The following is a 21475-nucleotide window of genomic DNA, read 5'->3' as shown; positions in this document are numbered from 1 at the left end:
GACAGAAACCGAGAGCGCGGAAAGTCCTGTGCGAGGGAAGCGCGAACACTAGGTTGACGCTGTGAACGAAGAGGTCGTCGAGATGCTGGTACGTCTCGCATGCGGGGTCCCGTCAGAGCCGCCGATCGTCGGCACCGTGGTGATCGGCGGTCGGCGGCATCGCGGCTGGAAGCATGCCGAGCGGGGGAGGGGGGAGACGCCGGAAGGCCGGCTGCAGATGATCTGCGACGGAGAGCGGCTGCTCAGCTTCTCCGAAGGCTCGGACCGACCCTTCTCGATGGGAGCCGAGGCCTTCGGTCTCCACGACGAGGATGCGCCGTGGCACCGACTGGCCCGACCCAGCCTCCGTGACCTGGAACTGAGCGAACGGCGGGCGGACGGGCCCGTCGAGCGCGGTGAGAGATTCGGTCGCGCGACCGTCTCCGTCACGTTGGATCACACGTACCACGACGACTTCCCCCTGCACCTCGTGCTGGACGCCGTCACGGGAATGCCCTTCGAGATGACCGAGGCCCGTTCCTCCGTCCTTCGGTGGACCGACCTGGAGGTGCTCGACTCGATCGACGAGGAGCAGTGGCGCTGGGACGGCTCCACGGGAGAAGCTCGGTGGTTCGGCTACGTGGGGGTGGACGACGAGCTGGTCGGCGACGTCCCTCCCTCGGTGCGTGAGCAGTTCCGGGAGGCGGCGCTCCGGGGCGCGAGGCTGGCGGAAGAGCTGAATCTGCCAGCCATGACCGCGGAGGTGCCGTTGGCGGTCGAGGTGGGCTCCTTCGAGCCCGGGATCGTCACGATCGACCTCGAGGGTGATGCCTTCGTCAGTGTTCGTGGTCAGGCGTCCCCAGATCCTGAAGGCCACCACCGTGCACAGTCGCAGTGGACGACGGCCGACGGATGGACGTGGACCCTGCACGCGTCGGGCGTCACCGACGAACAGCTCTTCGCGACGCTCCGTGACCACGTCACGGCGTGGCGCGACTCGCGTTCGCCCTCCAATCCCGACTGACCGGCTCTGGTGTCGGGCGAACTCCGGGAAGCCATGAGCGCGCCCTCTGGACTGGTTCGCCGCCGGCTGGGAGGCTGTCGCCGACCGTGCCCTCGAACGGGCGCTGCAGCAGCGGCGCCGGACCTGGAGATCCGTGGCTGAGTTCGTCCCTGCCGTCGGCAACATCCTGAGCCTGATCGAGCGCCGCGACTGGGTGCGCCTGGAGCGCAGCCTCGCCCCGGACGTGCACTGGACCACCGCCGTCGAGGAGCACCTGCACGGCCCGGCCGAGGTCATCGCGTGCCTGCGCGACGACCCCGTGCCGGGCCCGCCGGCGTACCACGACGTCGACGAGCGCGGCCGGCTCGTGCGCTGGGTCGACAAGATGGGCTGAATCCGGCATCGCGGGGGACTACGTTGCGAGGATGGAGCCTGCAGCACTCCACGTCGTCCGTCACGGGCAGGGTCGCCCGGTGGTGGTGCTGCACGGCGCGGGAGTCGACCACCGCGAGCCGGAGGCGTGCTTCGAGCCGATCCTCGGGCAGGTCGACAGGCTGCGCCGCGTGTACCCCGACCTGCCGGGCATGGGGCGCTCGCCGGCGCCGGAGTCGCTGCGGTCGTCCGACGACGTCCTGCACCTGATGCTGGACTTCGTGCACGCCGAGTGCGGTCGCGAGCCGTTCCTGCTCCTCGGCCACTCGTGGGGTGCGTACCTCGCGCGGGAGATGGCCGCGCGGGCGCCCGAGCAGGTAGCCGGGCTGGCCCTGGTGTGCCCCGTGCTGACGGGCGACCATGACGTTCCGGAGCACCGCGTGGTCGCCGGACCGGGAGGTCTCGGCGACGCCGTCTTCCGCGACTACTTCGTGGTCCAGACACCGGAGATGCTCGAGCGGTACAAGAGGTTCGTCGCGCCCTCGGCGGAGCTCGTCGACGAGGCGGCGATGGAGCGCATCGGCGAGAACTGGGGGCTCTCGCTGGCCGCGGTGCCGTACCCCGGGCCGACCCTGGTCGTGGCCGGACGTCTGGACTCGACGGTGGGGTACGCGGGTGCGGTCGAGCTGCTCGGCGTCCATCCGCGCGCGACGCTCGCCGTGGTCGACGACGCGGGTCACGCCCTCCCGCACGAGCAGCCCGAGCTGCTGGGTGCGCTAATTCGCCAGTGGCTGGCGCGGGTGGCGCCGTGACGGCCGGTGACGTTCCTGACGCCTTCGACGTCTTCACGGTGGTGATCCTGCGCAGGCCCGTCGATGCCCCGGAGCTGCCCCAGGACGAGCTCGAGGCCCTCCAGGAGCGCCACCTCGCGTATCGCGCCGAGCTGGGGCGGAGAGGCGTCCTCGTCGCGAACGGACCCTTCCTGGAGCAGTCGAACCCGTCGTTCCGGGGCATGTCGATCTTCAGGAGCGACCCGGACGAGGCCGCGCGGCTCTCGGCTGAGGACCCGTCGGTGCTGGCCGGGCGGCTGGCGTTCGAGGTGATGCAGTGGTGGGTCGGCGCCGGCTCGCTGGCGTTTCCCGGCGCGGAGGGGACAGTCGGGGAGCGTCGCTCCACGGACGGCCTATAGACTGTAGGTGAACACCTACAGGAAGTAGATCCATGGCTGCCCGTCCCACCCTCACCGCCGAGTCGCTCGCCACGACCGCGGCCGACCTCGCCGACGAGCTCGGCTTTGAGCGGCTCAGCGTCTCCGAGGTCGCCCGGCGCGTGGGGGTCAAGCCGGCGAGCGTGTACTTCCACCTCGATGGCGCCGACGACCTGCGCGGTCGCGTGAGCACGCTGGCCCTCCTCGAGCTCGGTGACCGGCTGGCCCTCGCGCTCGCCGGGCGTGCCGGACGGGACGCGCTCGGGGCGCTCGTCGACACGGTGCGCGGCTACGCGCTGGAGCACCCGGGACGCTGGGAGGCGACGCAGGTGCGCATCACCGCACCGGAGGCCGCACCGGCGGGTGCGCGCGTCGGCGCCCTGATGCTCGGCGTCGTCCGGGCGTACGGGCTGCCGGAGGACGAGCAGACGCACGCCGTGCGCCTCATCGGCAGCACCGTCAATGGCTTCGTGCGCCTGCACGTGAACGGCGGCTTCGACCACTCCGAGCCCGATCCCGAGGACTCATGGCTCCGCATGACCCAGGCGCTCGACAGCGCCCTCATCCACTGGCCCGCCAAGGCCGCACCCGACCAGGACACCTCACGATGAACCCAACTCTCCATGACGTCCCTCTGGCCGAGGAGCTGTTCCGCGGCGCGGTCGAGCTCGAGCCGACGGCGCGCGGCGTGCAGCCGCACCGGCTGCCGGCGTGGGCCCGGCGACAGCTGCCCGACCCGCAGCTCCTCATGGCCGAGGCCCAGCCCTCCGGCGTGCGCCTCGTGATGCGCACGGCGGCCACGACGATCGAGATCACGGCCCAGCCGACGCGCGTGGCCTACGTCGGGGCGCCGCCGCGCCCGCTCGGCGTCTACGAGCTGCTCGTCGACGGCGTGCCGGCCGGGCACGGATCGGTCGCCGGGGGAGACGTGCTCACCATCGACATGAGCACCGGCGGACGCGAGGTGACCCACGGAGAGCCCGGCACCGTGACCTTCGAGGGCCTGCCGGCGACCGAGAAGACGGTCGAGATCTGGCTCCCTCACAACGAGCTGACCGAGGTCGTCGCCCTGCGGGCGGACGCACCGGCGGACCCCGTGCCGGCGGGCGACCGGAGGGTGTGGCTGCACCACGGCAGCTCCATCAGCCACGGATCAGCGGCGGTGCGCCCCACCGGAACCTGGCCCGCCGTCGCGGCGACCGCCGGGGGAGTGGACCTGGTGAACCTCGGCTTCGGCGGCAGCGCCCTGCTCGACCCGGCCACCGCGCGCACGATGCGCGACCTCCCGGCCGACGTGATCAGCGTCAAGATGGGCATCAACCTCGTCAACGCCGACCTCATGCGCGTGCGCGGGTTCGTCGCGGCGCTGCACGGCTTCCTCGACACCATCCGCGACGGCCACCCCGAGACGCCCCTGCTGCTGGTCTCGCCGATCCTGTGCCCGATCCACGAGGACACCCCCGGACCGGGCCTCGTCGACCCCGCGACCCTCGGCACCGACGACGTCCGGTTCAAGGCCGGCGGCGACCCGGCCGACGTCGCGTTCGGCAAGCTCACGCTGCGCGTGATCCGCGAGCAGATGGGCCAGGTCGTGGAGTCCCGCCGGGTCGACGATCCGCACCTGTACCTGCTCGACGGGCGCGAGCTCTACGGCGAGGCCGACTTCGAGACCGACCCGCTGCCCGACGCCCTCCACCCCAGCGCCGACACCCACCGGCTCATGGGGGAGCGCTTCGCGAAGCTCGCCTTCGCCGCGGGCGGCATCTTCGGGTCCGACTAGGACGCGGACTCGGGCGGCATCTCGGCGAACGCCAGCGCGTTGCCGTCCGGGTCGGACACCATCACGTGGCGCACCCCGTTGCCGTAGGTCTCGATCTCGCCGTGCCCGATGCCGGCAGCCGCGAGCCTCTCCAGCAGGTCGTCGAGGCCGGAGACGCCGAAGGTGACGCGGCCGGCGCCGGCGCGCTCGGGAGCCGGCTCGATGAAGAGCGTCGCGTGCTCCTCGATGTCCCAGAGAATCTCGTCGCCGGCGCGGAAGTCCGGCTCGCGACCGAAGAACCGCCGGTACCAGTCGAGCGAGGCATCGAGGTCGGACACCGGGACTCCGGCGATCATGTGAGTGATTGATCCCGCCATGGGTGGATGATGTCGCACATGAGAGCGGTGGTCCATGACCGTTATGGCGGACCGGAGGTCCTGCGGGTCGAGGACGTCCCGGTCCCGACGCCGTCAGCGGGCCAGGTGCTGGTGCGGGTCGAGGCGACCTCGGTCAACCTCAGCGACTGGGAGTGCCTCGTCGGCTCGCCGGCGTACGCGCGGATCGGAGGGCTGCGGGCCCCGGCGCGCCCGACGCTCGGCTCCGACATCGCGGGCGTCGTCGAGGCCGTGGGCGAGGGCGTGACCTCGTTCCGTCCGGGCGACGAGGTGTACGGCGACAACCTCGCGCTGAAGGGCGGCTTCGCGGAGTACGCGGTGGCCCCGGAGGCGGTGCTCGCCACCAAGCCGGCCGGGCTCTCGTTCGCCGACGCCTCGACGATTCCGCAGGCCGGCGCGATCGCGATCCAGGGCACCGCGTGGGCGCGACCTGGCTCGCGCGTGCTGGTCAACGGCGCGGGCGGCGGATCGGGCTCGTTCGCGATCCAGCTCACGAAGCGCCTCGGTGCCCACGTCACCGGCGTCGACAACGCCACGAAGCTGGACTTCATGCGCTCGGTCGGCGCCGACGAGGTACTGGACTACCGGCTCCAGGACTTCACCCGGACCGGGCCGTACGACCTCGTCCTCGACCTTGTGGCGCGCCGCTCCGTCCTCGCGTACCGCCGCTCGGTGGCGCGGGGCGGGACGTATCGCTGCGTGGGCGGCTCGGTCGGCACGCTCCTGCGCGTGCTCACCGCCGGCACGGTGGTCGGGACGGCCACCGGCCGCTCGCTGGGCGTCCTCGTGGTGAAGGAGGGGCCCGCGCAGTTCGTGCCGCTCGCCCACCTGGTCAGCCGCGGCGACGTCAGGGTGCACATCGAGCGGACCTATCGCCTCGACGAGGTTCCCGACGCTCTCGCCCACGTCGGCGAGGGGCGGGCCCTGGGCAAGCTCGTGGTGGTCCCGACCTCGTGACATGCCAAGGGCGAGCCACCGTGCGGTGACTCGCCCTCGACGGGATCTGCGGTCGCTCAGACCCGGCGGACCTTGTACGAGCCGGTCCAGATCTTGACCTTCTCGACGGACTTGCCCGGACGGGGCGAGTGCCAGATCTTGTTGTTACCGGCGTAGATCGCGATGTGGTAGACACCCGAGCCGTTGTAGAAGCCGATCAGGTCGCCCTTGCGCTTGTTGCCCTTGGAGACCTTCTTGCCCTTCTTCATCTGGGCACCGGCGACGCGCGGCATGTTCTTCTTGACGGACTTCTTCACGACGTACTTCACGAGGCCGGAGCAGTCGAAGCCCGAGGGGCTCGCGCCGCCGTAGCGGTACGGCGTGCCCTTGTACTTCGCGGCGGCGTTCATGATCTTCTTGCCGCGGATGATGGCGCGCTTGCGCTTGATCGCCTTCTTGCGCGCGATGACGTACTTCTTGCGCTTGATGGCGGCCTTGCGCTTCACGATGCGCTGGTAGCGCAGCTGGGCCGCGGACGGTGCCGCGGTCGTGGTGGAGACGGAGCTCTGGGCGCCGCTCGAGCTGACGGTGGCGGGGGCCGCCTGGGCCGGAGCACTCACGGTCATGATGGAGGCCGCCAGGGAGGCAGCGAGAATCGTTGCGACATGTCGCATAGGGGGATCTCCTTCAACGCCTTCGAGGAGAGACCTGTCGGACTGGCAGTGAAGGTGTGCCCCACGCTCGGTGGTTAGCCCCAAGTCGCGCGAACGCGACGCAATGCTGGTTTCCCCGGCTCGCCGATTGTGTGTTGATGGACTGGTCCCGTGAACCTCGGCGAGTTCAGCGTGCTCACGGCCTGGCCCAAGTAGGGCCTCAGGGACCATAGGCACGTGAAATCCGGGACCACGAATCGGAGAGATTCCGCCGTTTCCCTCTGAAATCGGGGCGTTCACTGGCATTCCAGCGCTAAACGCAGTTTGCGAAATCAGGCCACGCGTGAGCCATCTCACACTTTCGCGGTGTCGGGGAGGATGCACCCATGGTCATCCTCGAACCTGCCACCGCCGAGAACTGGCGCGACATCGCGAAGGTCCGCGCCTCCGATGCCCAGGGCGGCTGGGTCGCCGAGCCCACGTACTACCTGTGCCTGTCGGCGTACGACGGACTGTGGCGCTCCTGCGCCGTGCGGACCGAGGACGGGACGACCGTCGGACACGTCATGTGGGCCGTCGATCCCGACGACGACAGCCACTGGATCGGTGGCCTCATGATCGACGCGGAACGCCAGGGGGAGGGCTTGGGCCGCGCCACCGTCGAGGCTTTGCTGACCCTGTGGGAGCGCGAGGAGCCCGCGCTCTCCGGGACGCCCTACCGGGAGGCGGCGCTGTCGGTCTCGGCCGACAACGAGGTCGCGCTCGGGCTCTACCGGTCCCTCGGCTTCGTCGAGACCGGCGAGCTCTCCGACGACGAGATCGTGCTGAGGCGTCCGCGCCCCTAGCCGGGGCCTAAGCACGGGCGTACGTTGAGAGGGTGTCGTCGGGCTCGATGGTGCAGGGCGTGGTCCGGGCCGTGGGCGAGAGCCCGGTCGCGGAGTGGGTCGCCGACGCCCAGCAGACCGTCTACCGCCCACTGCTCGAGTGGGCCAGGCGAAGTCCACTGCACTCCGGAGTCCTGGGCCACTCGGTGCATCCCGTGCTCACCGACGTCACCCTCGGCTGCTGGCTCAGTGCCTCGATCCTCGACGTGGCCGGCGGGTCGAAGGCGCACGACAGTGCGAGGCTGCTGGTCGCGAGCGGGCTCGCGGCCGCGATACCGACCGCCGTCGCGGGTGCCGCCGACTGGACCGAGCTGTCGGGTGCGGAACGCAGGATCGGCGCGGTGCACGCCGCCGGCACCGACATCGCCACCGTGCTCTTCTTCGGCTCCTTCGTCGCGCGGATGCGGGGGAACCGAGTCACGGGCTCGAAGTTCGCGATCGCGGGAAACCTCGTCATGGTCGGCGCCGGCCTGCTCGGAGGGCACCTGGCCCTCACGAAGGGAACGGCGAACCGCACGGTCGCAGGGGGCGCCGCTCCGAGCGCCTGACCACCCCCGGTGATGAGTTCCCGGCCCTTCCGCCGTCTTACCTGTGACAGGACATGACGAGACGGAAGAGGATGGCCATGAGTGTGGACACGCAACTGGGGGAGCGCAGCGACATGACCGAGGTCGACGAGCCGACGTTCTCCGCGATGGCCGAGCGGCACCGGCGGGAGCTGCACGTGCACTGCTACCGGATGCTCGGCTCCTTCGAGGACGCCGAGGACACCGTGCAGGAGACGTTCCTGCGGGCCTGGCGGCGGAGGGAGACCTACGAGGGTCGCTCGACGTTCCGCGCCTGGCTCTACAGGATCGCGACGAACGCCTGCCTCGACCTGCTGGCCAAGCGGCGCCCCGAACCGGCCACCGGCGGCGAGGTGCTGTGGCTGCAGCCGTACCCCGACCGGCTGCTCGACGAGCTGCGCGCGGACGACGCCGACGAGCCCGAGTCGCGGGTCGTGGCACGCGAGACGATCGAGCTGGCCTACTTGATCGCGGTCCAGCACCTGGCGCCACGGCCGCGGGCCGCGCTGATCCTGCGCGACGTGGTGGGCTGGCCGGCGAAGGACGTCGCCGAACTCCTCGGGGACTCCGTGAACTCGGTGAACTCGGCGCTGCAGCGCGCCCGCGCCGGGATGCGCGAGCACCTGCCCGCCGAGCGCCAGGAGTGGACCGGCGGCGCTGACGACCCCGAGACGCTCGAGCTGGTGCGCCGCTACACGGAGGCGTGCGTCGCCACGGACATCGACTCGATCGCCGAGATGTTGCGCGAGGACGTGCGCTGCTCGATGCCGCCGACTCCGGGACTGCTGGTCGGTCGCGACGCGGTGGTCGGCGACTGGGTCGAGAGCGGCTTCGAGAGCATGACGGGCCTGCGCGTCGTCGCGACGTCGGCGAACCGGCAGCCCGCGGTCGGGGCCTACCTCTGGCGCGAGCAGGAGAACGCCTACCTGCCCCTCACGGTCGACGTGCTGCGGATCGAAAGCGGGAAGATCAGCGAGATCCTCACCTTCCACAGCGACCAGTTCCCGCGGCTGGGACTGCCCGAGCGTCTGAAGGCGTCATGAGCGCCGCGGAGGCACGGATCGGCATCCGACCCGGCCTCGGCAGGATCGCCGTCACCGGCGTCGTGGCCGCGGTCGTGGCGGCAGCGGTCACCACCGCCTGCGCCGCGCTGGCGAATGCAGCCGGCGTGGACTTCGAGGTCCCCGACGGTGGCGAGGCGATCCCGGTGGGCGGCTTCGCCACGGTGACCGTGTTCTTCTCGCTCGTCGGCGTGGCCGTCGCGCTGGCGTTGGGACGGTGGAGCGCTCGCCCGGCGCAGCGGTTCCTCCAGGTCACGCTGGCACTGACCGCGGTGTCCCTGATGCCGCCGTTCCTCGCGGGAGGCAACGCGGCGACGACCGCCACCCTCGTGGGACTACACCTCGTCGCGGCGGCGGTAGTCATCCCCGTCGTGGCGCGGGCGCTCCGCACGCCGTGAGAGCCACTCGGTGATCGCGCAAAGCTCGAGGTCGAGCCGCTGCAGCATCCCGTCGTGGTCGAGCCCCGGCACGACCTCGTACGGGATGCCGCGGGCGTCGAGGTCGCGCCCCAGTTGGGCGGGGGAGAGGAGCGATGCCAGGACGGCGTCGTCCTCGCCCCACCAGAGGCGGAGTGGGCGGTCGAGGTCCGCCAGTGCGCCGGGCGGCAGGGCGGCGACGTCGTCCCAGAACGCTTCGGCGGCCGCGGGGTCGTAGGTCGCGAGGACCTCCTCCCACTCGTCCGGGTCGTCGCGTGCCGAGGCGTTGCGGGCTCGCGCACGGTCGCCCATGCCGCTCAGGTCGGCGGTGAGGGGGAAGCCACCGCAGGCCACCGCCGTCACGCGGGCGCTGCTCAGGGCGAGCCGCGCGGCCATCACGCCGTTCATCGAGTACCCGAAGGTGGCGTAGGACTCGATGCCGAGGTGGTCCAGCACCCGCTCGACGTCGCCGACGAAGCCGCTCATGTCATACGACCCGGGCCGGGCGCTCGGTCCGAATCCGCGCGGAGCCACGATCACCACCCGGAACCGTTCGGTGAGGGCGGACAGGTCCATCGACGACCAGTCGACGTTCAGGCGCGGCACCACCACCGCGGCTCCCTCGCCCGCCGAGGACCACCAGATCCCGTCGAGCTCGGCCATGCGGCTCAGCGCATCCCGGCCATGGCGGTCAGCTCGGCGAAGTCGTCGGCGTCGAAGCCCGCGTCCGTGAGGACGTCCTTCAGCGAGATCGCGTCGAGCCTTGCGACGATCGCCTCCGCCACAAGTCGGTCGAGGTCGGTCAGCACGCCCTGGATGCTGCCGCCGACGGCGCACGCGGGGTTGGGGCCGTGGATCCCGAGCACCGGATCGTCGCCCTGGAGCAGTTGCCAGACCTGCGCGAGCGTGACGGATGCGGGGTCGACCGGCAGCTCCCAGCCACCGCGGGCGCCGGGACGCGAACGGACCAGGCCGCCGGCACGCAGCGGACCCAGCACCTTGCGCACGTGCACGGGGTTCACGGCAGTGCTGCCGGCCAGCTCCTCGGAGCCCACGGGCGCGACGCGACCCGCCGCCGCACTGGCGGCGAGGTACGTCAGCACGTGCACTGCCACCGCGAACTGGGTGTTGGTCGACCTGGCCATGACCCCATCTTGCCATACCGCCATCGTCGTGACTACAGTTATGAACTGTCATCACCGTAACTACAGATCGGGAGATCCCATGACCCTCGCCATCACCGGTGCCTCCGGCCAGCTCGGCCGCCTCGTCGCCGACCAGCTCCTCGCCACCGTCGACCCCTCCGAGGTCGTGCTGCTGACGCGCGACCCCGCCAAGCTCTCGGAGTTCGCCGATCGCGGTGCGACCGTCCGTGCCGCCGACTTCGACCAGCCGGACGGCCTGGTCGACGCGCTCGCCGGCGTGGAGCGGATGCTGCTGATCTCCACCGACGTGGTCGGTGCCCGGGTCGACGGCCACCGCGCCGCCATCGACGCCGCCGTGAAGGCCGGCGTGCGTCACGTCGCCTACACGTCGATCCCCGAGCCGACCGAGGACAACCCCTCGGGCGTCGTCCCCGACCACGCGGCCACCGAGGACGCACTCCGCGCCAGCGGCCTGGCGTGGACGATGCTGCGCAACAACCTCTACGCCGAGATGCAGGTCGGCACGATCGAGCAGGCGGCCGCCAGCGGCCAGCTGTTCACCAACACCGGTGACGGCGGAGCCGCCTACGTCACGCGCGACGACGTCGCCGCCGTCGCGGTCGGCGTCCTCACCGGCGAGGGCCACGAGGGCCAGGCCTACGACGTGACCGGTCCCGCCGCGGTGACCGCCACGGATCTGGCCGCGCTCGCCACGAAGCTCGCCGGACGCCCCGTCGAGGTCATCAACGTCGACGACGAGGCTTATCAGGGTGGACTCGTTGCCGCTGGTGTGCCGGAGGCGTTCGCGCCGCTGCTCGTGTCGTTCGGCGCCTCGATCCGGCTCGGCAAGCTGGCCCGCGTCACCGACGTGGTCGAGCGGGTCGGCGGCCGTACGCCGACCGCTCTGGAGGATCTGCTCTCCTGATCAGGGCCGACGCCGGCGCCGCTGCTCCAGAGCGATGGCCAGTTCGTCCTTCATCCTGTCGAGGTCGCGCCTGATCCGCTCCCGGTCTTCCGCGGTGGCCCGCCTCACCTGGATGTCCATCACGGCCTGGGCCTGGACATCGTCGAAGCCCATGAACTCGCGGAGTCGACCTCTGGCGTGCTTCTCCGACGTCGAGGAGTGGATCACGTCGGTGACCTCGCGCCACCGCTGCAACGCGTCGTGCAAGGCCTGAAGGATGTGCAGGCGTTCGAGGATGCGGCGGACGTCGTCGTCGGTGTACTCGTGCGCCTCGTCGTCCATGCGCGTCAGCATTCCACGGGACGACGCGCTGCGAGGGCGCGATCCGGGCGCCGGTCACAATGGTCGCGTCCCACGTGTTCGAAAGGTGATGCAGATGCGCGCGCTCGTCCTCGATGCCGTCAGGTCCCAGCCGGAGATTCGTGACGTTCCCGAGCCCACGGCTCCGGACGGTGGCGTGGTGGTCCGCGTGGTCGCCACGGGGCTGTGCCGCAGCGACTGGCACGGGTGGGCCGGCCACGACGACGGCATCACCTTCCCTCACGTGCCGGGCCACGAGCTGGCCGGCGTGATCTCCGAGGTCGGGTCCGGCGTCACCCTCTGGAGGGTGGATGACCGCGTCACGGTCCCGTTCGTCGCCGGCTGCGGCACCTGTGAGTGGTGCCTGGCCGGCGACGCGCAGGTCTGCCCCGACCAGGAGCAGCCCGGCTTCACCTACTGGGGATCGTTCGCCGAGTTCGTCGCCGTGCACGCGGCCGACACCAACCTCGTGCGGATCCCCGAGTCGGTCGACTTCGCGACCGCGGCCAGCCTGGGCTGCCGGTTCGCCACGGCCTATCGCGCGCTCGTCGGTCGCGCCCGGGTCGTCGATGGCGAGTGGGTCACGGTCGTCGGCGCCGGGGGAGTGGGCCTCAGCTCCGTCATGATCGCCCGCGCGCTCGGCGCCCGGGTCATCGCCGTCGACCGGAACCCCGAGGCGCTCGCGGTCGCCGCCGAGCTCGGCGCGGAGCACGGCATCCTCACGGGGCCGGACCACTCCGGTGGCCTTGCCGCCGCGCCGCCCCCGACTTTTGTGACGGCAGTCGGTCCGGAAGTCGAGCGGGAGCGGAACCGCGTCACAAATGTCGCCCTTGCGGTCGCGGACCTCACCGGCGGCGGGAGCCACGTCGCGGTGGACGCGGTGGGCAGCGAGCAGACCTGCGCCGACGCGATCCTCAGCCTGCGCCGACGCGGCCGCCTCGCCCAGGTGGGCCTGCTCCCCTCGATCGAGGGCCACCCCCGCGTGCCGATGGAGCGCGTCATCGGCTGGGAGCTCGACCTCCTCGGCAGCCATGGCATGGCCGCCGCCGCCTACCCGGGCATGATGGCGCTCATCGAGCAGGGCTCGCTGGAGCCGCAGCGTCTCATCGAGCGCACCATCGGCCTCGACGAGGCCGCCGCACTCCTGCCGGTCTTCGACGAAGCGAAGCTCGCCGGCATGACGATCATCGACCCGATGCGCTGACGGACGCCTCCAGAGCGAGGGGACGCAGCCGACCGTCGATCATCGTGTGGGCACTGGTCAGGCGCGGCAGGATGCGCTGGTCGTGCGTGACGAGGATCGTCGCTGTGTCGTGCTCGGCCGTGAGTCGCAGCAGCAGGTCGACGATCTGGGTGCCGCGTTCCTGGTCCAGTGCGCTGGTGGGCTCGTCGACGATCAGCACGGAGGGACGGTGCATCAGCGCGCGGGCGATGTTGACGCGCTGGCGTTGACCGCCCGAGAGCTGTGCGGGTCGTTTGTCGGCGTCGCGGCTCAGGCCGACCGCTTCGAGGAGCTCGGCGGCGCGCTCGCGCGTCACATTGCGCGCGCCGCGACGCTGCCGGTCGGTGGTGAGCTCGTTCATCACCAGCAGCTGCTCGAAGGCCGTCAAAGAGGCCAGCAGGTTGGACTGCTGGAAGACCAGTCCCACTCGTGTGCGGCGGAGCTCGGCTCGCTCGGGAAGGGTGAGGCCGGTCGCTTCGACGCCGTCGATGGTGACGGTGCCGCGGTCGGGCGTGATCAACGTCGAGGCAACGGCCAGCAGGCTGGACTTCCCGGATCCTGACGGGCCGGTGATGCCCACCGTCGCACCGGCCTCGACGTGCAGGCTGGCGTCGTCGATCGCGGTCACGCGGGATGTGCCGTCGGGGAACGTCAGGGTGATGTTGGCGAGGTCGATCATCGGTTGCTCCCGAGTGCGGTGAGGGGGTCGATCCGGGTGACGGATCGGGTGGCGAGACCGGCGCCGGCGAGCCCGAGCGCCGTCATGACGAGCCCGGGCAGGACTGTGGTCAGCGGACTCAGGACGAACGGCAGGGCAGCGCCGGCCACAGCACCCAGCACGGCTGTCACGGCGATCCCGCTCGTCACGCCGACGAGCAGCACGACGGCGGCCTGTCCCAGGGCGTCGAACGTCAGCATGCGGTTGGTGGCGCCGAGCGCCTTGAGCACCGCGATGTCCGGCTGTCGCTGGATGCTCCACACGGTGAAGAACGCGCCGACGACCAGGGCCGAGATGCCGAAGAGCATCCCGACCATGAGCAGCAGCGATCCGATCTCGGACTTGAAGGACCCGAGTGCCGGGAGCGAGGTCAGCACACCGGTGGACTCCGTGCCCGCCTCGGCGTCGGCAGCGGCGAAGTCGACCTGCGATCCGGAGACGGCCAGGACGGTCGCGAACGGTTCCGGCTCGCCGGGTCGTGCGGCGAGCGCCTGCCAGTCGTCCAGCGCGAGGTTGGCCACCGGCAGGTGGGAGTACCACGACACGTCGCGAATGGAGTCGACGACGAACGTGCGGTCCGTGATCCGGACGGTGTCGCCGGCAACGACGCGCAACTCCTGCGCCGTCTCCGCGCCCAGGGCGACGTGGCCACGCGGAGGTGACGGCTCGGAGGACGTGGGTGGGCCGCCACCGAACAGCGCGACGGTCTCGTTCCGTTCGGCTGCGGACACCCGTGACGTGCTGATGCCCAGCGGGGCGACGGAGGTGACCCCGTCCCTCCCGGTCCAGGTGTCGGTCTGGGCCTGGGTGACCGCCGAGTCGGCGTAGGACGGCGGCTCGTCGCCCGAGGTCGAGAAGACGATGCGGTCCGCGTCGAGGGAGCTGATGGCCGAGACGTTCTGCTGGGCCAGCCCACCCGTGAGTCCGGCGAGGAACGTCACCAGGACGGTGATGAGCGTGACGACGACGGCGATGAGCGCAAATCGTCCCTTCGCCACTTTGAGGTCGCGCCAGGCGACGAACATGGGATTCCTTCGAGAGAGGTGCGCACGATCCCGATGACCGGTGCGTCCCCTCCACCGTCGCTCGATTCCGGCGCCGCGCCATCGTGCACCCGAACGCTCTTCCGGTGGGCGAACGTACGAAGCGCAATTCCACCTTTCGAACGAGGGGTACCGACCGTCGCGCCACCTAGACTGGATCGGTGATGTGGGTGTGAAGCGGGACGACAGCAGCCGCGGGATCGGCCCGGTCTCGAGCTGGCTCTCGATGTCACTCCACGCGCTGGTGGCCGCACTGATCGCGATCGTGGTGCTCAACTCCGCCGACGGGACCGCCGCGGACCGCGTCGCGGTGATCTCGCTGGCGACGCTGTTCGCCGTCACGTACGTCCTCGGCGTCGTGCCGGAGGGCGCGCTGCCCGAGCCGGGACGGCGGGGCTGGTGGTGGATCGTGGCCCTGACCCTGGAGTGGCTCGCGCTGATGTGGCTCAGCGTGGAGGCGACCTACCTGGTCTTCGCGCTGTTCTTCCTCTACCTGCGCCAGCTCGGGACGGCGCTCGGCATCATGGCGGTGATCGGCGCCACGATGGTCGCGATCGGCGCCTTCGGCCTGCACCGGGGCTTCGACGTCGCCGGGATCGTCGGGCCAGCCCTCGGCGCGGGCGTCGCCATCGTGATCGGCTGGGGCTACGAGGCCCTCCAACGCGAGGTCGCGCAACGACAGCGGCTGATCGAGGAGCTGACGCGGACTCGCGACCAGCTGGTGGTGGCCGAGCATGCCGCGGGCGTGGTGGCCGAACGCGAACGGCTGGCCCGCGAGATCCACGACACCGTCTCGCAGTCCCTCTCGAGCGTCATCATGCTGCTGCATGCCGCACAGCGGAGCGGTCCCGGTACGCCGAAGGGCGGCGAGCGGCTGGAGCAGTCCCGACAAGCGGCCACCGAGGCCTTGGCGGAGACACGCGAGTTCATCCACGCTTTGGCCCCACCCGCGTTGCGGAACGCCGGCATCGGGGATGCGCTGGTGCGGCTGGGAGCACGAACCCGGGAGACCACCGGTCTCCAGGTCGAGGTCGACGTGCCTGCCGATACCGGCATCCTGCCCATGCCGGTGGAGACGGCACTCCTGCGCATCGCCCAGGGCGCGATGGCGAACGTGATCCAGCACGCCCACGCCACTCGGGTCGACGTGACCCTGACGCGGCTCGATGACGAGGTCATCCTCGACGTCGTCGACGACGGCCTCGGGTTCGACCCGGCTCACCTCGGGCCGCTCGGGGACGCCTCCACGTCGTTCGGGCTGGCGGCCATGCGCGAGCGGGCGGCGTCCCTCGGTGGTCGACTCGACGTGGAGTCCCGCCCCGGGCACGGAACCAGCGTCGTGGCGAGCTTCGGAGTGGCCGGATGAGCGTGCGCGTCCTCATCGTCGACGACCACCCGCTGATGCGCGCCGCTCTGTGCGCACTGTTCGAGACCGAGGGGACGATCGAGGTCGTCGCCGCCGTGGGCACCACGGCGGAAGCCCTCGACGAGGCCCGGCGGAGCCGCCCCGACGTCGTGTTGATGGACCTCCAGTTCAACGGGGTCTTCGAGGGCGCGCGGGCCACCCGCGAGATTCGCGGACTGGCGGAGCCGCCCGCTGTGCTCGTCCTGACGAACTTCGACACCGACGCTGACATCATCGAGGCCATCGAGGCGGGTGCCGCCGGCTATCTGCTGAAGGACGCCGCGCCGGAGGAGATCACCGCGGCCATCCATGCCGCCGCCGCAGGTCAGACCGCTCTGTCACCGTCGGTCGCGACGCGCCTCCTCGCACGGATGCAGCAGCCGCGGACGTCCCTGAGCGTGCGGGAGCTCGAGGTGCTGAACCTGGTCGCCGCGGGACACAGCAACACGGACATCGCCCGGCGGCTGCACCTGAGCGAGACCACCGTGAAGTCCCATCTGGCGCACGTCTACCCCAAGCTGGGCGTGAACTCGCGCACCGCGGCCGTCGCTGAGGCGCGTCGGCGCGGTGTCATCGGCCGCGCCTGAGAGGCTCGTCCCCATGGCATCGAAGGCGGCGAGCATCACCAAGGCCACCGGAACCGCGTGGACCGCGTGGGACGAGTGGCTGACCGAGCAGGGAGCCCAGGAGCTTCCCCACCCCGACATCGCGAGGCTCGCGCTGAAGCGCGTCCACGAGCTGGGCATCACGCATCACGCAGCGAACGGCAAACCGTTCAACGACGGTTGGTGGGCCCAGACGATCGCGATCGAGTACGGGCACCAGCACGGCCTGCGGGAGAAGGGCCAGCTGTCGGCGGGGGACCACGCGGTGTCGGCGTCGAAGAAGGTCGTGGGCTCGCTCGACGAGCTGCTCGACCGCTGGCTCGCGCTCGTCGCCGGCCAGGACGCGTTCGACGGGGTGGTGCTCGCGGAGGAGCCGCGGGTCAGTTCGACGGAGAAGTGGCGCTACTGGCGCGCGAAGCTGTCGGACGGCTCGACGGTCAAGGTGGACGTCTCCGCCGATCGCATCGCGATCCAGCACGCCGGCCTCGCGTCGACGGCCGAAGGTGAGCGCTGGCGTCCCTACTGGAAGGCCCGCCTCTCCGATCTCGCGTGAGGTCGGTGTCCTGGTCGAGACGGATCAGACTCCGTCCTCGATCAGGGCCGTGGTCGGCAGCCAGTCGGCCCCGAGGAGCTGGGCCAGCTCGCTGAAGCCTGTGGTGTCGCCTCCCGCGGTGTCGGAGGCTGCGGCGATCCGCTCCACCATGACCTTGCCGACCCGTTCCTCCACGGTGCCCTCGGCGTAGGCGATGTGCCATGGCGAGACCTGGTGGTCGCGGTGGGTCCGGCCGGTCACCTGTCGTCCGGCGATGCCCGAGAATCGCGCTTGGTGGAAGATGCCGACCCGCGGCTCGGTGCTCCCACAGCGACCGTCGGCGAGGGTCTCGCCGGCGTGCAGACTGATCGAGGCGACGGTCGTGAACACGCAGACCTTCGCCTGCCCCGTCTGGAACCGGAGCCGCTCGGTCTCGACGTCGAACCGGTCACGGCCGTAGATGGTGGCGACCTCGATGCCGGCCTCGCGCAGACGGTCGGCGATCGGGTCGGCCGCGGTCGCCACGAACTCGACCGAGCACGCGACCTGCCGCTCGGCCTCGACCTGCTGGGCGATCCAGGCGACGGTCGAGTCGACGCGGATCAGTCCGGCCTTCTGCCGGAAGCGCAGCAGCGCGGAGCGGCCCCTCGCGACGTTGCGGCCGCGCCGGGCGACGTCCATCTCGCGACAGAACTCGCCCCATTCAGTCTCGTAGGCTGTCCGTTCCGCCGGGGTGAGCGCCACGGGCATGCCGAAGATCGGTACCGACCCCCACGGTGCGGCGCGGTGCAGCATGGCCGGGGGCCGTTCCTCACTCAGCCAGCCGCGCACCAGCTTGAGATCTGCCGCGCGGCGAGCGGGGTCGGTGGTCCACGTCGCGCCGTAGCGTCCGCGCTCCACCCCGACGCCGTGGCGCTCGAGCGCGTCGGCGAACGCGGCTGCGGCTTGCGTCGACGAGGTCCACTCCTTCATCGGCTCACCGAGCACCTGCGCATAGGCCGGAGCGAGGTACGGCAGCTCGAGTGGCGTGTGCCCGGGCGTCGCCGTGGTCGAGATGACGAACGGTGCCTTGTCGTGCGGGCGGCCGTGTCCGGAGATCCGCGCCCAGAGCTTCCATCGCTTCGTCGTCGTCCGTCGCAGCGCGTGAGCCTCGTCCGCGATGATGACGTCCCACGTGTGGTCCTTGACCTTCTCCAACCGGTCCCACGTGATGACCACCCATTCGAGGCCGCCGTCGCCGAGTGCGGTGATCGTGCGGCACCAGTGCCCGATCGTGATCGCGGCGGGTCGGTCGGCCACGACGAGGACCCGCCGCGCAGCTCGGAGATCGGCCACCGCCGTCGCCCCGAGAACCGCGGAGATCGTCTTGCCCACGCCGGGCTCATCGGCCAGCAGGAACTGCCGCCCGCCCGCCGCCGCACGCGCCGCGATCGCGTCGGCCGCCTCGAACTGGATCCTTCGCGGCTCGAGCTCATCGGTCGGTTCGGCGCTGGGCGTCGGATGGTCGGGATTGAGGGAGTTCTCGATGAACCGACCGAGCGTGTGGGGCCCCGGAGCGTACGGCGCGAGGTGTTCGGGCAACGCGCGTCCGACGTGGAGATGGGTCTTGACCGCGGGGTGCCAGGTGGCGCCGTCGACCTGTGTCCCGTACGGAACGTCGAGCACCCACACCCGTTCACCCGGTCCGGCGGCGGGCATCGGCCGCGACTGCTGTCGCGACCCGCCACGGCGCGGAGACGCGGCGCGTCGACGAGCACTGGATCGGCGAGGACTGGCCACCTCAGGACGCTATCGGGGTGTCCGACCCGAACAGAGCTGGCTCGCCCGGGGGAGGCGTCCCGGTCGCCGTCCCCGCTCATCGCCCCTAGGCTCGGGACGCCTTGCGTGCCTTCGAGCGCCCTGGCCTGTGCCGACCGACCACGTCACGGATCCACGATCGATCAGCGAAGGAAGCCCATGTGTCGCGTTCTGGCCTATCTAGGAACCGAAGTCCCGCTGGAAGAGCTGCTGCTCAAGCCAGAGAACAGCCTCATCAACCAGGCCCTCGACCCGGAGCGCCACCCTCAGCTCCAGCTGGCCGGGTGGGGATTCGGAGCGTGGAGCGAGCACCTGCTCAAGCCGGACAAGCCGTTCCTCTATCACCGCCCCATGGCTGCCTTCTACGACGACAACGTCGTCGGCATCGTGCCGAGCCTCCAGGTCAGCACCATGCTCGCCCACGTCAGGGCGGCGGACTACAACTCCAAGACCGTGCTGGCAGATGAGAACTGCCACCCGTTCTCCTTCGAGGGGACGCTGTGGATCGTCGCGCAGAACGGTGACGTACCGAACTGGCAGCTCTTGCAGCGCGAGCTGCTGCAGCATTGCAAGGACGAGTACCTGGAGCAGATGGTGGGCACCACGGACACCGAGTTCCTCTACGTGCTCCTGCTGTCCCTGCTCGAGAGCGACAGCGACGAGGACGTGAAGCGCGCCTTCGAGGAGGTCATGCGACTCCTCGTGCAGGCGATGAAGGATCTCGATCTGCCGGCATTGGCCAAGCTGAAACTGGCTCTGGTCTCCCCGAACCGGATCATCGGGGTCAACGTCGGCACCGGGCACCACGGCGAGCCTGACCCGGCGGGGGACTGGGAGGAGCTGCGCAAGTCCGGTCCCGGCACGGACGACTACGCCCTCTCCATGCTCCTGGAGCCGATGTACCTGCTGATGGGTCGCAACTTCGACCACGACGGCCCGACCTACGACTTCGAGGAGTGCACCGTCGACCACGCGACCGGCGTCATCTTCGCCTCCGAGCCGTTGACCGACAGCAAGGCTGACTGGGGCAGGTTGGAGTTCGGCGAGATCGTGTTCCTCGAGAGGGACGGCGAGCAGATCACCAAGACCGTCGACAAGCTGAAGGTGTAGCGGGCACTCAGGTCGAAGGCCTGTTGTTGTTCGTCATTGGCGGCGAGATGCTGCTGGGGGGCTCGCAGTGCCGCAGATGAGCTCGGCCGAAGCCGCCTTCGATTAGGGGGTCTTCTGGTCTGGCGACGAGGCAGGCGCGGATGGCGCTTCGCTCGACGCGAAGTCGAGCTGTTGGCCGATCGCGTCGGCGATGTGTTTGCCGTGACGCGCGGCCTGATCGACGTACCAGTCCCGCACGGGAGGGACGGCCGCGAGACCAAGGACGAGGCAGAAAGCGACAAACCTCCGAAGGTGACGAGCGAGAAGCCCGGCGTGGTCGGCGAGGTCGAATGGGTCCACGCATCAGATTCTTGAGACCCCCATCGACACTTTCGTCTGGTCCGCCCGACCGACACTGGCGCCGTCATGGCTCCCATGGCGCTGCTTGTCGAGAATCTAGAGGTTAGACCTCCATCGTGAGTTCGCTGACTACAGTCCAAGCATGAATCGCGTGACGCTTTCCGATCAGTGGCACAGCCGAGACCTGCCAGTTCTGGTGGAGACAGCCGATCGGCTTAGGACGTCGCCCACAGTGGCTTCTGGGCAGGTTGCACCAGCGGTCGGCATCGACGCAGCGGAAACCGCCCGTGCCTTTGATGCCCTGATCGGCACCTACCTCTTGGGAAAGGTGCAGCGTACTGGAAACGGCGAGATCTATGTGGCCATCGCGAGCGGAGTCACAGAACGCGGCCGGCGGGCCACCGGCCTTTGGCCGGATGGCGATTCCGCCGTCGAACATTTGCTCTCTGCCCTTCGGCAGGCAGAGGAGCTCACTGATGATCCGGACGACAAGAGCGCGTTGCGGAAGGCGTCCGGACAGTTAGCTTCCGTTTCTCGGAACGTGGTTGCCGAGGTGATCGCTGCTGTAGTAACCCGCCAAGCTGGTTCCTAAGGGTTGGGCGACGACCAAGATCGTGCCTTTCACGACGTTCGCGACCGGCGGGTTCGGTGGTGGCCTCCGTAGCCTTGTCTATTCCACGCCGCGTGAGGAATGCGGCAATATGGCGAGGATTGTGCGGCCGCGAGGCGCACACCGTCAACGAAATAGGCCATGATCGTGGCCGTGACGTTTCCAGACTGGAACGAGCCGGTCCGCCTTCTCGAGGAGCAATCGGGCCCAATAGCCCCGGAGCAACTCAGATTGGCAATGCAGGTCGGCATGTCACTCGCTGGTGATCTCCCTCGCGGAGTCGCCGCCATCCTGCTGGAAGATTATCTGAGACCACAGATCTGGGGAGTCCCGGCACGCGAGGACGCACTTCCGTCCGAGAAACAGCGCGCATTTTTAGAAGCGATCGCCCACGATCGACTATTCGAGCGCACGTCCCTCAGCAGGAGTTTGGCGTCCGCGTGGATCAGTCACT

General features: G+C 70.1%; 27 protein-coding genes. 19 read left to right on the top strand and 8 right to left on the bottom strand.

Features of this window, described 5'->3' with window-relative positions:
* Positions 1-61: 61 nt before the first annotated feature.
* The 6 genes from H1W00_RS12475 (at position 62) to H1W00_RS12450 (ending at position 4341) form a co-directional block, all read left to right on the top strand.
* A complete protein-coding gene (locus tag H1W00_RS12475) occupies positions 62-1003 on the top strand; it encodes a hypothetical protein (protein WP_181755986.1) in 942 nt (313 codons plus the stop codon).
* Between the two features lie 133 nt (positions 1004-1136).
* Positions 1137-1376: a hypothetical protein gene (locus H1W00_RS12470; RefSeq protein ID WP_181755985.1), complete on the top strand. Its 240-nt coding sequence runs from the start codon at positions 1137-1139 to the stop codon at positions 1374-1376.
* Between the two features lie 31 nt (positions 1377-1407).
* Positions 1408-2166 carry an alpha/beta fold hydrolase gene (locus H1W00_RS12465; protein WP_181755984.1) on the top strand — a complete coding sequence of 253 codons (759 nt, stop codon included), beginning with the start codon at positions 1408-1410 and terminating at the stop codon, positions 2164-2166.
* Positions 2163-2543 carry a YciI family protein gene (locus H1W00_RS12460; protein WP_181755983.1) on the top strand — a complete coding sequence of 127 codons (381 nt, stop codon included), beginning with the start codon at positions 2163-2165 and terminating at the stop codon, positions 2541-2543. Before H1W00_RS12465 ends, H1W00_RS12460 begins: the two co-directional genes overlap by 4 nt.
* A 32-nt stretch (positions 2544-2575) precedes the next feature.
* A complete protein-coding gene (locus tag H1W00_RS12455) occupies positions 2576-3172 on the top strand; it encodes a TetR/AcrR family transcriptional regulator (RefSeq protein ID WP_181755982.1) in 597 nt (198 codons plus the stop codon).
* Positions 3169-4341, top strand: a complete 1173-nt coding sequence (locus tag H1W00_RS12450; RefSeq protein WP_181755981.1) for an SGNH/GDSL hydrolase family protein — start codon at positions 3169-3171, stop codon at positions 4339-4341. The genes H1W00_RS12455 and H1W00_RS12450 overlap by 4 nt, the downstream gene beginning before the upstream one ends.
* Here H1W00_RS12450 and H1W00_RS12445 read toward each other — a convergent pair.
* Entirely contained in the window at positions 4338-4697 is a 360-nt protein-coding gene (locus H1W00_RS12445) for a VOC family protein (protein WP_194956266.1), read from the bottom strand. The genes H1W00_RS12450 and H1W00_RS12445 overlap by 4 nt on opposite strands.
* Before the next feature lie 18 nt (positions 4698-4715).
* On the opposite strand from H1W00_RS12445, the gene H1W00_RS12440 reads away from it, so the two are divergent.
* Complete coding sequence (locus H1W00_RS12440) at positions 4716-5672, top strand: NAD(P)-dependent alcohol dehydrogenase (RefSeq protein WP_181755980.1); 957 nt, start codon at positions 4716-4718, stop codon at positions 5670-5672.
* Between the two features lie 56 nt (positions 5673-5728).
* On the opposite strand, the gene H1W00_RS12435 is transcribed toward H1W00_RS12440, so the two are convergent.
* On the bottom strand, positions 5729-6325 hold the full coding sequence (locus H1W00_RS12435; protein ID WP_181755979.1) for a C40 family peptidase: 597 nt from the start codon (positions 6323-6325) through the stop codon (positions 5729-5731).
* A 365-nt stretch (positions 6326-6690) separates the two neighbouring features.
* Between H1W00_RS12435 and H1W00_RS12430 the strand changes: the two genes are divergently transcribed.
* From H1W00_RS12430 to H1W00_RS12415, 4 genes are all read left to right on the top strand, one after another.
* Positions 6691-7149, top strand: a complete 459-nt coding sequence (locus H1W00_RS12430; RefSeq protein WP_181755978.1) for a GNAT family N-acetyltransferase — start codon at positions 6691-6693, stop codon at positions 7147-7149.
* Between the two features lie 32 nt (positions 7150-7181).
* Complete coding sequence (locus H1W00_RS12425; RefSeq protein ID WP_181755977.1) at positions 7182-7736, top strand: DUF2231 domain-containing protein; 555 nt, start codon at positions 7182-7184, stop codon at positions 7734-7736.
* A 77-nt stretch (positions 7737-7813) separates the two neighbouring features.
* Entirely contained in the window at positions 7814-8797 is a 984-nt protein-coding gene (locus H1W00_RS12420; RefSeq protein ID WP_181755976.1) for an RNA polymerase subunit sigma-70, read from the top strand.
* Positions 8794-9213: a DUF6069 family protein gene (locus H1W00_RS12415; RefSeq protein WP_181755975.1), complete on the top strand. Its 420-nt coding sequence runs from the start codon at positions 8794-8796 to the stop codon at positions 9211-9213. Before H1W00_RS12420 ends, H1W00_RS12415 begins: the two co-directional genes overlap by 4 nt.
* Here the strand turns inward: H1W00_RS12415 and H1W00_RS12410 are convergent.
* Entirely contained in the window at positions 9151-9894 is a 744-nt protein-coding gene (locus H1W00_RS12410; RefSeq protein ID WP_181755974.1) for an alpha/beta fold hydrolase, read from the bottom strand. The two genes, H1W00_RS12415 and H1W00_RS12410, sit on opposite strands and share 63 nt — an antisense overlap.
* A 5-nt stretch (positions 9895-9899) precedes the next feature.
* The gene (locus H1W00_RS12405; protein WP_181755973.1) at positions 9900-10376 is read right to left on the bottom strand and encodes an Rrf2 family transcriptional regulator; all 477 of its coding nucleotides are present in this window, start codon (positions 10374-10376) and stop codon (positions 9900-9902) included.
* Between the two features lie 79 nt (positions 10377-10455).
* Here H1W00_RS12405 and H1W00_RS12400 point away from each other — a divergent pair, with 79 nt between their 5' ends.
* Positions 10456-11301, top strand: a complete 846-nt coding sequence (locus tag H1W00_RS12400; protein ID WP_181755972.1) for an SDR family oxidoreductase — start codon at positions 10456-10458, stop codon at positions 11299-11301.
* Here the strand turns inward: H1W00_RS12400 and H1W00_RS12395 are convergent, their stop codons facing one another.
* On the bottom strand, positions 11302-11622 hold the full coding sequence (locus tag H1W00_RS12395; protein WP_181755971.1) for a DNA gyrase subunit A: 321 nt from the start codon (positions 11620-11622) through the stop codon (positions 11302-11304).
* Between the two features lie 94 nt (positions 11623-11716).
* Between H1W00_RS12395 and H1W00_RS12390 the strand changes: the two genes are divergently transcribed.
* Positions 11717-12844 carry an alcohol dehydrogenase catalytic domain-containing protein gene (locus H1W00_RS12390; protein ID WP_181755970.1) on the top strand — a complete coding sequence of 376 codons (1128 nt, stop codon included), beginning with the start codon at positions 11717-11719 and terminating at the stop codon, positions 12842-12844.
* Here the strand turns inward: H1W00_RS12390 and H1W00_RS12385 are convergent.
* A complete protein-coding gene (locus tag H1W00_RS12385) occupies positions 12825-13541 on the bottom strand; it encodes an ABC transporter ATP-binding protein (RefSeq protein ID WP_181755969.1) in 717 nt (238 codons plus the stop codon). The two genes, H1W00_RS12390 and H1W00_RS12385, sit on opposite strands and share 20 nt — an antisense overlap.
* Entirely contained in the window at positions 13538-14605 is a 1068-nt protein-coding gene (locus H1W00_RS12380; protein WP_181755968.1) for an ABC transporter permease, read from the bottom strand. The genes H1W00_RS12385 and H1W00_RS12380 overlap by 4 nt, the downstream gene beginning before the upstream one ends.
* Before the next feature lie 190 nt (positions 14606-14795).
* On the opposite strand from H1W00_RS12380, the gene H1W00_RS12375 reads away from it, so the two are divergent.
* The 3 genes from H1W00_RS12375 to H1W00_RS12365 are packed head-to-tail and all read left to right on the top strand — an operon-like array spanning position 14796 to position 17186.
* Positions 14796-15989 (top strand): histidine kinase, encoded by a 1194-nt coding sequence (locus tag H1W00_RS12375; protein WP_206680021.1) that lies wholly within the window; start codon positions 14796-14798, stop codon positions 15987-15989.
* A complete protein-coding gene (locus tag H1W00_RS12370; protein ID WP_181755967.1) occupies positions 15986-16615 on the top strand; it encodes a response regulator in 630 nt (209 codons plus the stop codon). Before H1W00_RS12375 ends, H1W00_RS12370 begins: the two co-directional genes overlap by 4 nt.
* 13 nt (positions 16616-16628) lie before the next feature.
* The gene (locus H1W00_RS12365; RefSeq protein WP_181755966.1) at positions 16629-17186 is read left to right on the top strand and encodes a hypothetical protein; all 558 of its coding nucleotides are present in this window, start codon (positions 16629-16631) and stop codon (positions 17184-17186) included.
* A gap of 24 nt (positions 17187-17210) precedes the next feature.
* Here H1W00_RS12365 and H1W00_RS12360 read toward each other — a convergent pair whose 3' ends face one another.
* On the bottom strand, positions 17211-18830 hold the full coding sequence (locus H1W00_RS12360) for a DEAD/DEAH box helicase (protein WP_241732849.1): 1620 nt from the start codon (positions 18828-18830) through the stop codon (positions 17211-17213).
* A 291-nt stretch (positions 18831-19121) separates the two neighbouring features.
* On the opposite strand from H1W00_RS12360, the gene H1W00_RS12355 reads away from it, so the two are divergent.
* The 3 genes from H1W00_RS12355 (at position 19122) to H1W00_RS12345 (ending at position 21003) form a co-directional block, all read left to right on the top strand.
* Positions 19122-20072 carry a class II glutamine amidotransferase gene (locus H1W00_RS12355; protein ID WP_181755964.1) on the top strand — a complete coding sequence of 317 codons (951 nt, stop codon included), beginning with the start codon at positions 19122-19124 and terminating at the stop codon, positions 20070-20072.
* A 171-nt stretch (positions 20073-20243) separates the two neighbouring features.
* The gene (locus tag H1W00_RS12350) at positions 20244-20426 is read left to right on the top strand and encodes a hypothetical protein (protein ID WP_181755963.1); all 183 of its coding nucleotides are present in this window, start codon (positions 20244-20246) and stop codon (positions 20424-20426) included.
* A 127-nt stretch (positions 20427-20553) separates the two neighbouring features.
* Positions 20554-21003: a hypothetical protein gene (locus H1W00_RS12345; RefSeq protein ID WP_181755962.1), complete on the top strand. Its 450-nt coding sequence runs from the start codon at positions 20554-20556 to the stop codon at positions 21001-21003.
* Positions 21004-21475: the final 472 nt, after the last annotated feature.

It is taken from the genome of Aeromicrobium phoceense, assembly GCF_013868155.1.
Lineage (GTDB): Bacteria > Actinomycetota > Actinomycetes > Propionibacteriales > Nocardioidaceae > Aeromicrobium > Aeromicrobium phoceense.
Note: the sequence above shows the minus strand (reverse complement) of the source record. Positions and strands in the feature narration are given on the sequence as shown.

Coding starts and splice junctions, on each gene's coding strand:
- H1W00_RS12345 (WP_181755962.1), top strand. CDS start 20,554: ATGAATCGCGTGACGCTTTCCGATCAGTGGCACAGCCGAGACCTGCCA.
- H1W00_RS12430 (WP_181755978.1), top strand. CDS start 6,691: ATGGTCATCCTCGAACCTGCCACCGCCGAGAACTGGCGCGACATCGCG.
- H1W00_RS12390 (WP_181755970.1), top strand. CDS start 11,717: ATGCGCGCGCTCGTCCTCGATGCCGTCAGGTCCCAGCCGGAGATTCGT.
- H1W00_RS12445 (WP_194956266.1), bottom strand. CDS start 4,697: ATGGCGGGATCAATCACTCACATGATCGCCGGAGTCCCGGTGTCCGAC.
- H1W00_RS12365 (WP_181755966.1), top strand. CDS start 16,629: ATGGCATCGAAGGCGGCGAGCATCACCAAGGCCACCGGAACCGCGTGG.
- H1W00_RS12400 (WP_181755972.1), top strand. CDS start 10,456: ATGACCCTCGCCATCACCGGTGCCTCCGGCCAGCTCGGCCGCCTCGTC.
- H1W00_RS12420 (WP_181755976.1), top strand. CDS start 7,814: ATGAGTGTGGACACGCAACTGGGGGAGCGCAGCGACATGACCGAGGTC.
- H1W00_RS12395 (WP_181755971.1), bottom strand. CDS start 11,622: ATGGACGACGAGGCGCACGAGTACACCGACGACGACGTCCGCCGCATC.
- H1W00_RS12465 (WP_181755984.1), top strand. CDS start 1,408: ATGGAGCCTGCAGCACTCCACGTCGTCCGTCACGGGCAGGGTCGCCCG.
- H1W00_RS12370 (WP_181755967.1), top strand. CDS start 15,986: ATGAGCGTGCGCGTCCTCATCGTCGACGACCACCCGCTGATGCGCGCC.
- H1W00_RS12380 (WP_181755968.1), bottom strand. CDS start 14,605: ATGTTCGTCGCCTGGCGCGACCTCAAAGTGGCGAAGGGACGATTTGCG.
- H1W00_RS12440 (WP_181755980.1), top strand. CDS start 4,716: ATGAGAGCGGTGGTCCATGACCGTTATGGCGGACCGGAGGTCCTGCGG.
- H1W00_RS12435 (WP_181755979.1), bottom strand. CDS start 6,325: ATGCGACATGTCGCAACGATTCTCGCTGCCTCCCTGGCGGCCTCCATC.
- H1W00_RS12415 (WP_181755975.1), top strand. CDS start 8,794: ATGAGCGCCGCGGAGGCACGGATCGGCATCCGACCCGGCCTCGGCAGG.
- H1W00_RS12355 (WP_181755964.1), top strand. CDS start 19,122: ATGTGTCGCGTTCTGGCCTATCTAGGAACCGAAGTCCCGCTGGAAGAG.
- H1W00_RS12385 (WP_181755969.1), bottom strand. CDS start 13,541: ATGATCGACCTCGCCAACATCACCCTGACGTTCCCCGACGGCACATCC.
- H1W00_RS12410 (WP_181755974.1), bottom strand. CDS start 9,894: ATGGCCGAGCTCGACGGGATCTGGTGGTCCTCGGCGGGCGAGGGAGCC.
- H1W00_RS12455 (WP_181755982.1), top strand. CDS start 2,576: ATGGCTGCCCGTCCCACCCTCACCGCCGAGTCGCTCGCCACGACCGCG.
- H1W00_RS12405 (WP_181755973.1), bottom strand. CDS start 10,376: ATGGCCAGGTCGACCAACACCCAGTTCGCGGTGGCAGTGCACGTGCTG.
- H1W00_RS12450 (WP_181755981.1), top strand. CDS start 3,169: ATGAACCCAACTCTCCATGACGTCCCTCTGGCCGAGGAGCTGTTCCGC.